The 14,374-nt window shown below is 41.3% G+C and carries 12 protein-coding genes and 1 tRNA gene; 12 read left to right on the top strand and 1 reads right to left on the bottom strand.

Annotated elements, in window-relative coordinates; all coding sequences use genetic code 11:
- Positions 1–93 precede the first annotated feature (93 nt).
- From AAAT93_RS05030 to AAAT93_RS04990, 9 genes are all read left to right on the top strand, one after another.
- On the top strand, positions 94–1,467 hold the full coding sequence (locus AAAT93_RS05030; RefSeq protein WP_118545198.1) for a D-alanyl-D-alanine carboxypeptidase family protein: 1,374 nt from the start codon (positions 94–96) through the stop codon (positions 1,465–1,467).
- A gap of 37 nt (positions 1,468–1,504) precedes the next feature.
- Positions 1,505–2,629: a hypothetical protein gene (locus AAAT93_RS05025; RefSeq protein WP_021984226.1), complete on the top strand. Its 1,125-nt coding sequence runs from the start codon at positions 1,505–1,507 to the stop codon at positions 2,627–2,629.
- Positions 2,630–2,660: 31 nt separating this feature from the next.
- Positions 2,661–4,352, top strand: a complete 1,692-nt coding sequence (argS, locus tag AAAT93_RS05020; protein ID WP_117781630.1) for an arginine--tRNA ligase — start codon at positions 2,661–2,663, stop codon at positions 4,350–4,352.
- Positions 4,353–5,618: 1,266 nt separating this feature from the next.
- Positions 5,619–6,404, top strand: coding sequence for a ParA family protein (locus AAAT93_RS05015; protein ID WP_021984224.1), 786 nt, complete (start codon positions 5,619–5,621; stop codon positions 6,402–6,404).
- Between the two features lie 26 nt (positions 6,405–6,430).
- Positions 6,431–7,351 (top strand): ParB/RepB/Spo0J family partition protein, encoded by a 921-nt coding sequence (locus AAAT93_RS05010; protein ID WP_118545197.1) that lies wholly within the window; start codon positions 6,431–6,433, stop codon positions 7,349–7,351.
- A 21-nt stretch (positions 7,352–7,372) separates the two neighbouring features.
- Positions 7,373–7,939, top strand: a complete 567-nt coding sequence (locus tag AAAT93_RS05005; protein WP_118374739.1) for a DUF4446 family protein — start codon at positions 7,373–7,375, stop codon at positions 7,937–7,939.
- 94 nt (positions 7,940–8,033) lie between these two features.
- Positions 8,034–9,311, top strand: a complete 1,278-nt coding sequence (gene serS / locus AAAT93_RS05000) for a serine--tRNA ligase (RefSeq protein ID WP_118545196.1) — start codon at positions 8,034–8,036, stop codon at positions 9,309–9,311.
- A gap of 32 nt (positions 9,312–9,343) precedes the next feature.
- A complete protein-coding gene (locus tag AAAT93_RS04995) occupies positions 9,344–10,219 on the top strand; it encodes a DUF3881 family protein (protein WP_118671186.1) in 876 nt (291 codons plus the stop codon).
- Positions 10,220–10,242: 23 nt separating this feature from the next.
- Positions 10,243–11,208, top strand: coding sequence for an ROK family protein (locus AAAT93_RS04990; RefSeq protein ID WP_021984219.1), 966 nt, complete (start codon positions 10,243–10,245; stop codon positions 11,206–11,208).
- 12 nt (positions 11,209–11,220) lie between these two features.
- Here the strand turns inward: AAAT93_RS04990 and AAAT93_RS04985 are convergent.
- Positions 11,221–11,294 (bottom strand) — tRNA-Arg (locus AAAT93_RS04985).
- A 46-nt stretch (positions 11,295–11,340) separates the two neighbouring features.
- Here AAAT93_RS04985 and AAAT93_RS04980 point away from each other — a divergent pair.
- The 3 genes from AAAT93_RS04980 to AAAT93_RS04970 are packed head-to-tail and all read left to right on the top strand — an operon-like array spanning position 11,341 to position 14,368.
- Positions 11,341–12,753, top strand: a complete 1,413-nt coding sequence (locus AAAT93_RS04980) for a glycoside hydrolase family 1 protein (protein WP_021984218.1) — start codon at positions 11,341–11,343, stop codon at positions 12,751–12,753.
- Positions 12,754–12,785: 32 nt separating this feature from the next.
- Positions 12,786–13,412, top strand: coding sequence for a hypothetical protein (locus AAAT93_RS04975; RefSeq protein WP_196020631.1), 627 nt, complete (start codon positions 12,786–12,788; stop codon positions 13,410–13,412).
- Between the two features lie 2 nt (positions 13,413–13,414).
- Positions 13,415–14,368: a 3'-5' exonuclease gene (locus AAAT93_RS04970; RefSeq protein ID WP_118545193.1), complete on the top strand. Its 954-nt coding sequence runs from the start codon at positions 13,415–13,417 to the stop codon at positions 14,366–14,368.
- Positions 14,369–14,374: the final 6 nt, after the last annotated feature.

Below are 14,374 nucleotides of genomic sequence, written 5' to 3'. Positions count from 1 at the left end.
CAAGAATGTTGCATTTTATCTCTTGTTTTTTTCCCTGTTTTATATGATAATTAAGAAGATAATGTCAATCTTTACAGAAAAGGATTTTATAGCATGATCAAAACAGTGAAAAAAATTATTTCCTATATAATGGTGTGCGTGCTATTCCTCAGCATGTGTATTCCATGCGAGGCTGCACAGACAAGCACCGCAACTGCATCCGATGCAAATGCAACGACGGGATTTCCACAGATTACGTCCACATCTGCCATCATCATGGATGCACAATCCGGACAGATCATATACGAAAAGAATTCCCACACCCGGCAATATCCGGCAAGTATCACAAAGATCATGACTGCGTATCTCGCCATCAAAAACGGAGATTTAAACTCTACGATCACAATGAGCGACGCTGCCGTCTGGGGCATCGACCGCAACAGTTCCCATATCGCGCTCGATGTCGGCGAAGAGATCAGTATGTCGGATGCACTCTATGCCGTCATGCTCATGTCTGCAAATGAAGCAGCCTGGGCGATTGCAGAACAAGTGTCCGGCTCTCTGGAGAATTTCGTGCAGTTGATGAATGATACTGCACAAAGTCTCGGCTGCAAGGATACACATTTTACGAATGCAAACGGATTGCATGATCCGGACCATTATACAACTGCCTACGACATGGCGCTGATCACAAAAGAGGCGCTTACAAGCAAGACCTTTCGTGAGTATGCTTCAGAAACCTATCATGAGATTCCGCCAACGAACATGAACAATGAGACGCGTTATCTCACGCAGGGCAACCGGATGATGCTCAGCAATTCCGAATATTATTACCCGGCATGTCAAGGTGGAAAAACTGGTTATACTGATGATGCGGGTGGTACACTTGTCGTCTGGGCTGAAAAAAATGATATGCAGTTGATCTGTGTGACAATGGGTGCCCCTGACAACGCAACGAATTACACCGACAGCATTGCGCTGTTCAACTATGTATTCAACAACTACTCAAACACCACGTTGTTGTCAGACTATGAATTCGATGCAGAGGCTGCCACGACCGCGCAGAACTTCTTAAACGATTATTATGGTTGTGAAAATCTCGGAACCATGCATCTGTCCGTTGACAATAACCAGCCATTTATATTTGCGAACAATGCCGACAGAACCAAGCTGCAAATGAACTTTGTTCCATCCGCAGACCGGCTGGATGAAGGTTATATCGGTACTTTGGAAGTTTCCTATGAAGGTACGACCTGCCTGACACTTCCGGTCAGCTATTCCGGCTATGTCAATTCCAACGATGACGTTGCCGTAGCCGAAGCATACAAAAATGGCAGTATCCGCCCGGCGTTGATCAAAGAAAAGAAAAGCTATTGGAAATATATAATTGCGGCGGTCGTCATTGCATGTATTCTTGGACTTTTTATTTATGCAAATGTGATCGAACCACGGAAACGGAAGCAAAACTCCCGTTCCCGCAGACGATAACAGGAAACCTTGCACCACGAAAAGAGGTACTTCAACTATGGAAGAATCAAAAGAGAATTTTAAGAAAATCAAATCTGCCAATCAGATGATGCTGGATTATTTCAACAAATCCTTCCTGTCACAATTGGAGGATATCCAGAATCTCAAAACACAGATTTTTGAAATTGACATCAAGATTGATGAGCTGGACAAGACGAAGGACATTTACGCCTTCAAGACCAACTCCAGAAAAAGCGTCTTTTCTCCTGTCACAAATGATGGCGTGGATACCGAGCGCAACAAGATCATTCAGGAGCAGATCAAAGACCTGCAATCCGTGAAGGAGACCTTGACGTTAAAGCTGCGCGGCATGGAATTACAGTTGAACAAGCTGCGCCAATACCTGGAAGCATTGAACAATGCAGAAGATGCACTTACCTCTTTTGAGCCTCGCTACACGACAGACGACCCTGATCATACCGATCACTACGGCTTTACATTTCTTCAGGAGGACGCCAAGGAAGACATCTCCTCGCATGGATATAATATCTTAATGCTGGATGCATACGACCGGGCACTCACACAGACGATTCTGGATAAGCAGATCAAAACCGGGCTGGAAGCTATGCAGAACAAACTGGATATGATCAACTATCTGATTGGAACAGATGTCGGACGTGCGAAATTAACCTTGCAGGAAATCCTGCACAACGTAAAGCAGATGTCCCACTCGGTCGATGAAATCGCCGAGAACATGAACAGCTTTTCTTCTTCCGACAAACCATTGAAGGAACAGCTCGAAGCTTACTTAAATGAGTTTAAGCAGAAACATACAAAAATCAAAATTACCGCATCTGTCGAAACACCAGATCCGAACATCAGCTATCATCCGGTGTTCAACATTAACTTCATGCGGCTGATTGCAATATTTTTCGATAACATCGCCTTACATGCAAATGCATCCAATGTATCCGTACAGGCAAGCCTGACGCCAAATATGGCAGAGGTCATTCTGACAGATGATGGTGTCGGCATCAAGGACACCTATATGGAGGACAGTCCTTGGTACAGCAGCCTGCACAAAGCAAAGGAAATCCTGTATATGCTCTGTGGCAAGCTGGATATCTCCGGGGATGTCATGTCGGGAACCACAGTAAAATTCAGCTTCCCGATCCAACAATAAAAGCAAACAACAATAAAGGAGTTTATATATTATGAAAAACAAGATTGTAGAACTGATTGCTGCAAACGTCGAAGGGTTAACCGCAGCAGAAATTGCAGACCTGATTGAGATTCCGCCAAAACCGGAGCTTGGTGATTTTGCATTTCCCTGCTTCCGCCTTGCGAAGACGATGCGCAAAGCCCCACAGATGATTGCCAACGATATCAAAGAAGCAATCGGCGATGTGGATTTCCTGCAGGAGATTCAGGTACAGGGTGCTTACTTAAACTTCTTCGTAAAGAAGGAATTATTTATCGAAACAATGGTGACAGCTTCTATGGCTGATGATTTCGGAAGTTCTACCGAAGGAAATGGACAGACAATCTGTATCGATTATTCTTCTCCAAACGTAGCAAAGAATTTCCATGTTGGACATCTTCGTACGACGATCATTGGAAACTCTCTGTATAAGATTTATTCCAAGCTGGGCTACAAGGTTGTCCGCATCAACCACCTCGGCGACTGGGGTACACAGTTTGGTAAACTGATCGTTGCATACAAGGCATGGGGAAGCGAAGAAGCGGTCAAGAAGGACGGCGTTGCCGAACTGATGAAGCTCTACGTGAAGTTCCACGAAGAGGCTGAGAAGAATCCAGAGTTAAACGACGAAGCGCGTGCATGGTTCGCGAAGATGGAACATGGTGACGAGGAAGCTTTAAAAATCTGGCAGTGGTTCAAGGATATCAGTCTGATCGAGTACAAGCGTACTTACGATCTGCTTGGTATGGACTTCGACTACTACCTCGGCGAGAGCTTCTACCGTGATAAAACCGACGATGTTGTAAAACGACTGACAGACGCAAATCTCCTGACAGAGAGCGAGGGTGCAAAGATCGTAAACTTAGACGCTTATGATATGGCTCCATGTCTGATCCTGAAGAACGACGGCAGCTCCATCTATGCAACACGTGATATTGCAGCGATCTTCTATCGGAAAGAAACTTACAACTTCGTAAAATGTCTGTATGTAACCGGACAGGAACAGAAGCTTCACTTCAAGCAGGTATTCAAGGTTGTTGAATTGCTTGGAAATGAATGGGCAAAGGATCAGTTAGTGCATATTCCTTATGGACTTGTCAGCTTGGAAGGTGCCAAGCTTTCTACACGTAGCGGAAATATTATTTATGCCGAGGATATTCTCCTCGAAGCGATTGCGAAGATCAAAGAGATCATCAATGAGAAGAACCCGGATCTTCCAGATAAGGATGAGACAGCAAAGAAAATTGGTGTTGGTGCCGTATTGTTCAATGATCTTTATAACCAGCGTATCAAAGACGTATCTTTCAAATGGGAGAAGCTTTTGAACTTCGATGGTGAAACCGGTCCATACGTACAGTACACACATGCAAGATGCTGCAGTATCTTAAAGAAGCTGGATGGATTTACACCATCGGCAGATATTGATTACAGTGTATTGACAGATGTAGAAGCAATGGAGTTACTGAAAGAGATTAACCGCTTCCCGAAGGTTGTCAAGGATGCTTCCGAGCGTTACGAGCCTTCTGCTGTTGCCAGATTTGCAGTGGATGTTGCACAGGCATTCAACAAGTTCTACAATGCATGTCGTATCCATGTAGAGGAAGAGAATGTGCGTAACGCGCGTGCTACACTGGTATATATCACAAAGAAGACGATCAAAGATGCAATGGAATTGCTTGGTATTGATTGTCCAGAACAGATGTAATTTCATTATACATTCCATATGATAAAAACTGGTATATAATTACTAAGAAGTTAAGTAAGTCGGATGATTAAATCATCCGGCTTATTTTTATGAAATCGTCATATATTCATATGCTTATGTTTTACTCTCCTCTAACCTCACTATATTGTATCTCCAATTTTATAAATACAATATGTATGATTCCGCCCGAAGTTATCAACAATTTTTGTTTTTAGAATCATTTTTTATCCACAATTATGTGTATAAGTTGGTGGATATTATATACTTTTCCACAATTATTGATGTTTATATATGTGGATAATCAGTGTTTCACGTGAAACATATTGATAATCGTAAATTAAAATTCTATTCTATATTCAATATAGATAACACATGCTCAATATAAATAGATAACAGTTATAATTCATTTTTATGTACATTAAAATTATACAGATGCATATTGTACTATAATTTATTAATTAAGTTTATTGTTGTTTTATAATTTAACATATTACACGTTACAGTTATTTATAAAACCAAAAACAGCCAGAAATAAATTTTACCAGTTATCTGTCGGTTCATCAGTTATTCATTTTTAGATACTCGTAGATGTTTTAAATCATATATTTCAGATTTTATTTTCATTTTATGTAATGTATATGTTGCAAACAATGTTTCACGTGAAACATATATATTCAGATATTTTAAAACTAATGTGTCTATACCAAATTCAATTTTTATATCTGAAATACACTCAATTATTTATCTAAATCAAATAAGATAATATTCTATTATCTTTATGTACCCTTTATGTTACTTCTGATAGCACTAGAATTCACTCAGTCAATTTATAAAATGCTAAGTTCAGTTTGTTATCATCTATTATAGATTCATTCATAATTAATTTTTGAATTACATCTCCATATATCATAATCTCGCAACCATGTTTCACGTGAAACATAAACACATATTTATTTACTGAATAATATATACATTAACACACAAAATCAAATAGAGTATATGATAGCAACCTTCCAACTCTTAATTAAATATAATTTTCAAAATATCTAATGTTTCACGTGAAACACTTATATATTTATAATAACTAATATCTATTTTATGAATTTTTACTTAATTTCTATAAATTTTTCTTTCATTTTCCATACATATTGTAATATCCAAGCACTCAAATCTATATATTGTACACCAACAACAAATTTACCCATATTTTGATATAGCGAAACATGTCAGGTAGTGCTATAATGTCTATTATATGTGGAGGTTTTTATGGGTAGAATCATTGCAGTCGCCAACCAGAAAGGCGGCGTAGGAAAAACAACAACATCAATCAATCTCGCAGCATGTCTGGCGGAAAAAGGTAAAAAGGTTCTGGCTGTCGACATGGACCCACAGGGCAATCTGACAAGTGGCCTTGGTATCGATAAGAATACCTTGGAATACACCATTTATCATGCCATGAGTGGAGAGATTAACATTGGAGAGTGTATGATCGTTCATCCATTGGAGCATGGACTGGATTTAAGCGTTTTGCCGGCGAACCGTGATCTGGCAGGTGCAGAAGTCGAATTGGTCGATGCCGAAGATCCACAGCATATACTAAAGAACCTGTTAAAAAGCGTAAAGAAAAAATATGATTTTATTATCATTGATTGTCCACCGGCTCTCGGTATGTTGACGATCAATTCTATGACTGCGGCGGACACTGTCTTAGTGCCAATCCAATGTGAATTTTTTGCTTTGGATGGTCTCTCGCAGCTCATTTACACGATCAATCTGATTAAAAAGAAGCTAAACAAATCCCTTGAAATCGAAGGTGTTGTGTTTACGATGTATGACGCACGTACGAACCTGTCTTTGGAGGTTGTTGAAAACGTCAAGAATAATTTGGATCAGTTTATATATAAAACCATTATTCCGAGAAATGTACGGCTAGCAGAAGCACCTAGCTTCGGACTTCCTATCAACCTGTATGACAGCCGGTCATCCGGTGCGCAGGGATATCGGGATCTTGCAGACGAAGTAATCAATAATAAACTATACGCAAAATTATAAAAACACCTATTTGAGAGGAGAACGCTATGGCACCAAAGCGAGGATTAGGTCGTGGACTAAGTAATTTAATTCCGACAGACGATACAACCGAAGATGTCAGTCCAAAGGCATCGAAACAGACTAAAACAGGCGCTGTTACAAAAACAGAGGTTGTGAAAAAAGTAGAACAGACATTAAATATCAACCGGATTGAGCCAAACAAAAATCAGCCAAGAAAAGAATTCAATGAAGATGCATTGCAGGAGCTTGCAGATTCCATCAAACAGTTTGGTGTGATTGAGCCATTGGTCGTAGTGAAGCGCAAAGGCTACTATGAACTGATTGCCGGTGAGCGCCGTTGGAGAGCTGCCCGGTTAGCTGGTTTGAAAGAGGTTCCAGTTGTCATCAAAGATTACGATGATCAGCAGATTGTTGAGATCGCATTGATTGAGAACATCCAGCGTGAGGATTTAAATCCGATTGAAGAGGCACACGCTTATGAACGTTTGATTCAGGAATTCAACCTGACACAGGATGAAGTTGCAGAACGTGTATCGAAGAGCCGTACGACTGTGACAAATGCACTCCGACTTCTGAAGCTGACCGAGAAGGTACAGCAGATGCTGATTGATGATATGCTGTCGACCGGACATGTTCGTGCACTCATTACGATCACAGAACCTCAGTTACAGTATGAGACAGCAATGTATATTTTTGATAAAAAGCTTTCCGTGCGTGAGACAGAGAGCTACGTCAAGAAACTATTAAATAAGAAACCAAAGGAAAAGACATCCGAGAAAGAAGACCCGGAACTTTCCTTCTTATATAAAGCGATTGAAAACCGCTTAAAGGAATCCCTTGGAACAAAGACAACCATCAAGGCAAAGACCAAGGATTCCGGAAAAATTGAAATTGAATATTATTCACAGGAAGATTTAGAGCGCATTACACAGTTGCTCGCACAATAAAATCGAAAAGAGGAAAACTTCATGGAAGAGGCTAAGATATTTGGTATGAAAATGTCTTCTGCTGTCACAATCCTTTGTATTTTGGTTGTTTTACTCATAATTCTAATCATTTTTATCATTCATAAGATGAATGTGATGGCAAGAAAATATGAGATGCTTATGAGTGGCAAAAAAGGTGCGGATTTGGAGAAGATTATTCGGATTCGTTTTAAAGAGATGGATCAGGTCAAGGCAAATGCCAGACGTGTGACGAAGGAACACCGGCAGATCAAGAAACATCTGTCCTCCTGTATTAGCAAATATGCCCTCGTCAAGTACGATGCATTTGATAAGATGGCAGGAAAACTAAGCTTCGTCATCGCATTGTTAAACGATGAGAATTCCGGCATTCTACTGAACTCGATGCACTCGAGGGAAGGCTGTTTTACCTATGCGAAGGAAATCGTAAACGGCGAATCTTACATCCAGCTTTCATCGGAAGAAAAGGAAGCATTGGAACAGGCTAAGACGGTGGAAGAAGAGATTCAGGATCTGACAAAGGAAGCAGAATTCGAAGATGCCGATGGTAATCTGAATTTTGATGCATAATCAGGTCACAATATTATAATGATACAAAATTTTTGATATCAATTTTTTAACAAATATTTTAAACTACTATTATAAATAAGAAAGGACGACAATTATGTTAGACATTAAATTTGTTCGTGAAAACCCAGACGCTGTAAAGGAGAATATCAAGAAGAAGTTTCAGGATGCGAAGCTTCCATTAGTAGATGAAGTCATCGAGCTTGACAAGCAGGCAAGAGTCCTTCAGCAGGAAGCCGATGAGCTTCGTGCAAAGAAGAACGCTATTGCAAAGCAGATTGGTGCATTGATGGCACAGGGCAAGAAGGAAGAGGCAGAAGAAGTTAAGAGGGAAGTTGCAAAGAACGCAGCCCGTCTGGCAGAGCTGGAGAAGCAGGAGCCACAGGTGCGTGAAGAGTTAAAGAAGAAAATGATGGTCATTCCGAACATCATTGATCCGACTGTTCCAATCGGTAAAGATGATTCTGAGAATGTAGAGCTGGAGCGTTTTGGCGAGCCAGTTGTTCCAGATTTTGAAGTTCCTTATCATACAGACATCATGGAGAAGCTGAACGGTATTGATCTTGACAGTGCAAGAAAGGTAGCCGGAAATGGTTTCTACTATCTGATGGGCGACATTGCAAGACTGCATTCAGCCGTTATCAGCTATGCAAGAGATTTCATGATTGACCGTGGATTTACTTACTGTGTACCACCTTTCATGATCCGCAGCAACGTTGTAACCGGTGTTATGAGTTTCGCTGAGATGGATGCCATGATGTATAAGATTGAGGGTGAGGATCTGTATCTGATCGGTACAAGTGAGCACTCTATGATTGGTAAGTTCATCGATACAATGACACCAGAGGAAGAGCTTCCTAAGACTCTGACAAGCTACTCTCCATGCTTCCGTAAAGAGAAGGGTGCACATGGTATCGAGGAGCGTGGTGTTTATCGTATCCACCAGTTTGAGAAGCAGGAAATGATCGTTGTCTGCAAGCCAGAGGATAGCAAGATGTGGTTCGACAAGCTGTGGAAAAATACAGTTGATCTGTTCCGTTCTATGGATATTCCAGTTCGTACAATCGAGTGCTGTTCTGGTGATCTGGCAGACTTAAAGGTAAAATCTTACGACGTTGAAGCATGGTCTCCACGTCAGAAAAAATATTTCGAAGTTGGTAGCTGTTCAAACCTCGGTGATGCTCAGGCACGTCGTCTTGGCATCAAGGTAAAGGGCAAGGATGGAAAATATTTTGCTCATACATTGAACAATACTGTTGTTGCTCCACCTCGTATGCTGATTGCATTCTTAGAGAACAACCTGAACGAAGATGGAAGCATCAACATTCCAAAGGTGCTTCAGCCATATATGGGCGGTAAGACAAAAATCTGTTAATCCATTTCCCATGCGGAAATGCTGGAGGTAGTATGCATACTTATCTACGTGCGATCGGTTTTCGCGAATGTAAAAATAGACAGCAATTGGAAGATATTTATCGTCACACGTTGAATACTCCAAACCGCAAGATAATGACGACGATCAGCGTCGATACGTCGCTGCTGCAGTTTGAAAAAGATTTTGGTAAGAATTTCGGACTCTCGCTCGTCGGTGAATATGACATCAAGGGTTCTTTATCCATTGAACATTATTTTCCTTATTTGAAGGGAGACCGGTTCATGCAGTTTGAGAACATCACGATTCAGAAACAGACCGACAAAGAAAGCTATGCGGGAGTCTGCGAAGATTACCATCTTGGTATGACGATTATCTTCTATGTCATCAATATCGCAGATTATGCAAAATCTAAATGGTTGAATTATTCCAACCGGCAGATCACGAAGGTCAAGTTTTCTGCCCTGTCTGTGGCGGGAACGATTTTGCTCGGCATGCATCATTCCAAGCACCAGATTGCCGTTGAATCAAAGGGACGGAACCGCAGAAACCAGTTGCTCGATGCAGCGCGAAACGGTGATACCGACGCGATGGAACAACTGACCTATGACGAAATGAACACCTACACCTCTATTTCTTCCAGAGTCATCAAGGAGGATGTTCTTTCAATCATTGATACAAGCTTTATGCCATGCGGTGTGGAATGCGACCATTACATGGTTATCGGAAATATCTATGCAGTGGAAAAACTGCAAAATATATACAGTAAAGAGATTGTCTACAATTTACTGATTGAAGCAAATGGACTGATGATCAACGTCGGCATCAATGAAGCAGATTTACAGGGAGAACCAAAGGTCGGCAGACGGTTCCGCGGTGAAATCTGGTTACAGGGTGTCGTGACAATATAATATACTTTCAGGAAGGAGATTTTATGTATCTAGTATTTGACGTAGGTGGAACTTTTGTAAAATACGCTTGGATGAGTATGGACGGTAATATTCAGGAAAAAGGAAAATACCCAACCCCGACCAAGGAAGGAGAATCTGTACCAGAATTCGTGGAATCTCTCGGACAGATTTATGACAAATACAAAGATCAGGGTGTAGAAGGAATCGCCCTTTCTTTGCCAGGACTTATCGACGCAGAAAATGGTATCATCCGAAACGGCGGTGGTATCAAATATCTGAAGGACGCACATCTGGCAGAACTGCTTGGTGCGCGCTGTGACGGTGTGAAAATTTCCATGGAAAACGATGGAAAATGTGCAGCCCTTGCAGAAGTCTGGATGGGTAATGCCAAAGGCTGTAAGAATGCAGCTGTAGTCATCCTTGGAACCGGCATCGGCGGTGGTATCGTAATCAACGGACATGTGCATCGTGGAAAAGATCTGTCTGCCGGAGAATTATCTTATTTCTTCGCAGATACACTGACAAGAAAAGATGTGGATAAAATCTTTGATATTGATTCAATCAGCGATATGGAAGAAGAATACGAGAAGCTTCCTTATCTTTGGTCTACTTCGTATTCTACACGTGCTTTTTGTTATCAGGTTGCAGTGGCAAAAGGCATCAATCCAAAAGAATTCAACGGGGAACTTCTTTATAAGATGGCAGAAGAAGGCGATCCGGTTGTCCTTGATATGTTGGAAGATTTTTATTTTACAACTGCAAAATATCTGTTCAACATCTTTGCCATTGTCGATCCGGATATCATCTTGCTCGGCGGTGGAATCAGCGCGCAGCCTGCATTCGTGGAAGGTGTAAAGCGCTATGTAGAAAAGTTAAAGTCCATCAGTATGATTACAAATTTCATCAAGGTTGATGTATGTAAGTTCGGAAATGATTCAAATCTGCTCGGTGCGCTTTACAGCTTCCGACAGATGTACCTGGAAAATTAGACAATAAAAAAATGTTCCCGAGGCGATTCGAACGCCCGACCTACCGCTTAGGAGGCGGTTGCTCTATCCTGCTGAGCTACGGAAACAAATCGTTATCTATTTTATAATATTTTTGATAGGAGGTCAATATCCATGATTTTAAAAAAGCTGAAACCAATGCCAAAAGATTTTCTGTGGGGTGCATCTACCAGTGCATATCAAGTAGAGGGTGCAAACCTGACACATGGAAAAGGACCAAGTGTACAGGATATCAAGAAGGTACCGGAAGGCACCAGTGAATTAGATGTATGTGCTGATTTCTATCATCACTACAAAGAAGATATTGCTCTGATGGCAGAGATGGGATTTAAGACATTCCGTTTTTCTGTTGCATGGTCCCGTATTCTTCCGGAAGGAACCGGTGCAGTCAATCAGGAAGGTATCGATTTCTACAACAATGTCATCGACGAATGTCTGAAATATAACATTGAGCCACTTGTTACGATGTTCCATTTTGATCTTCCAGCAGCCCTTGAGAAGAAGGGTGGATGGTCAAGAAGAGAGAGTGTTGATGAATTCGTAAACTTCGCAAAGATTCTTTACGAGAACTATGGTGATCGTGTAAAATACTGGCTCACGATCAACGAGCAGAACGTATTAACCTTAAATGGAGAAGTGATTGGCACCTGTGATTTAAAGGGTGTGGATAACAAATATAAGAAACTGTATCAGGAGAATCATCATATGCTGCTTGCTCAGGCAAAGGCTATGGCTCTGTGTCATGAGATGGTACCGGGCGGAAAGATTGGTCCTGCACCAAACATTTCTCTTGTCTATCCGGCAAGCTGCAAGCCAAAGGATGTATTAGCAGCACAAAACTTAAATGCAATCCGTAACTGGCTGTATCTTGATATGGCAGTTTTTGGTCGTTACAACAATCTTGTATGGGCATTCTTAGAGGAACACGATGCAACACCAGTTATCGAAGATGGCGACATGGATATCATGGCGAGTGCGCATCCGGACTTTATTGGATTTAATTACTACTCTACAGCAACGGTAGAATGGAACGATGGAACAGAACCTGCTGGCAGAGGAGATCAGCAGATCAGTGGCGATGAGCCTGGCGTATTTAAGGCTTATCCAAATCCAAATCTGCTTCGTACCGAGTTTGGCTGGGAGATTGATCCGGATGGGTTCCGCGCAACGATGCGTGAGATCTACAGCCGTTATCATCTGCCAATGATCGTCACAGAGAACGGTCTTGGTGCTTACGATAAGCTCACAGAGGATGGCAAGGTACATGACCAGTATCGTATTGAATACTTGAGAAAGCATATCGAGCAGATCAAGCTTGCATGTTCCGAAGGTGTAGAAATGATGGGCTATTGTCCGTGGTCAGCGATTGACCTTGTATCAACCCATGAAGGTGTTGTTAAACGTTATGGATTTATCTATGTAAACCGGGATGAATTCGATCTGAAAGATCTGGCAAGATACAAGAAAGATTCCTTCTACTGGTACAAGAAGGTCATCGAAACAAATGGAGAAGATTTGACAGATTAAACCGGTTTCACGTGTAGAACGGAGGGTGTTACATGAACCGCAAATCAAGTACAACTCTTACAATCAGTGCTGTCGCTTTTATAGCGGCACTGCTGATTGACTTATATTTAATATTGGTATATCCTTCCATGATTCAGGTTATCATTGCAGTCTCTTTGATTGTCGTCGTTGATACCTATTTCTTAGTGGATGGGATTCTTGCGAAGGTCGATGAAATCGCAAACCTGAACCTCGATAAGCAGAACGAGCTTACCAAGGTAGAGAAAGGTATCTACTCAGTTGCAAAAAGAGAAGAGGTTTCCCGTACCCAGAGTATGTCCGCCATTCTTGATATGATGTTGGAAATGAAGGACGAGAATTCCAAGCTGTTGTCTGAGATCAAGGATGATAATTCAAAGCACATGAAAGATCTCATGGAACAGGATAAGCTGATGACAAAGATTCAGTTGAAGAAGGATATAGACAATACCGACCGTGTGGTAAGCAGCACGGAAAAGATGGCTGTTTTGATTACAAAAATGGCAACCGCAAATTCACGTTCTTCCAATGAGACCATTGAAATTCTCAATGATATCTGCAAAGAACTGGAACAGCGTAACGGAAAAACAGAGGATGAGAACGACTACTCCCATCTTCGCATAATGGATAAGGCAGAATAAACATGAACTATATCATATTTGATTTGGAATGGAACCAGTGCTGTGGTGGCAGAGATATGGAAAACCCGCGCATGCCATTTGAAATCATAGAAATCGGTGCAGTAAAACTGGACAAAAAATTTAATATTATCGACACATACTCCAGTATTATAAAACCAAAGCTCTACAAGAAGCTGCAGCCACATATCAAGACGATTTTAAATTATGATGAATCCACACTTCGAAAGGGACGACCGTTTGATATGGTGTATCGGGAATTCATCAAATGGTGTGGACAGGATGATTATATCTTTGGCACGTGGGGTTCAATGGACTTGAACATCCTTCAGACAAACATGGACTACTACTACTTAAAGCCGATGCCCGTGCCATTAAAGTTCTATAATGTACAGCAGATCTATGCAGATATGTATGACGAAGATGGTAAGATTGTAAAGCTGAAAAAAGCGGTCGAACATCTGAAGATAGAAGTGGAAGAGGATAAACCATTTCACAGTGCAGTGAATGATGCATACTATACCGGACTTGTGCTGAAAGCAATGTCTCCAAGAGATCTGGCAGACCGGTATTGTTACGATATCTATAACAACCCGAAGGATAAAAAAGATGAGATTATCTCCCATCACAAGCATTATTTAGAGCATATCTCCAGAGAATACCATTGCAAAGAGGAAGCGATTTCAGACGTAGAACTGATGGCTCCGATCTGCTATCGCTGTGGTAAGAAATTAGCACCAAAGGTAAAATGGTTTGCAAATACACCGAACTCCTATACCTGTATTGGAAAATGCTGGCACCACGGATTGGTGAGCGGTAAGATTCGATTCAAACAATCGAGAAACAACAATATATTTGTCATTAAAACGATGATTCCAACCGATAAAAAAGGTCTGGAAGCAATGAAAGAGCGACAGGACGAACTCCGGATAAGACGTCAGACAAAGCGTCATAATTAAAACAAA

Origin of the sequence: Coprococcus hominis (ex Arizal et al. 2022) (assembly GCF_040094675.1) — a bacterium.
Classification (GTDB): domain Bacteria; phylum Bacillota; class Clostridia; order Lachnospirales; family Lachnospiraceae; genus Coprococcus_C; species Coprococcus_C hominis.
The sequence above is the reverse complement of the archived record's forward strand: the minus strand, read 5'-3'. Positions and strand labels throughout refer to the sequence as shown.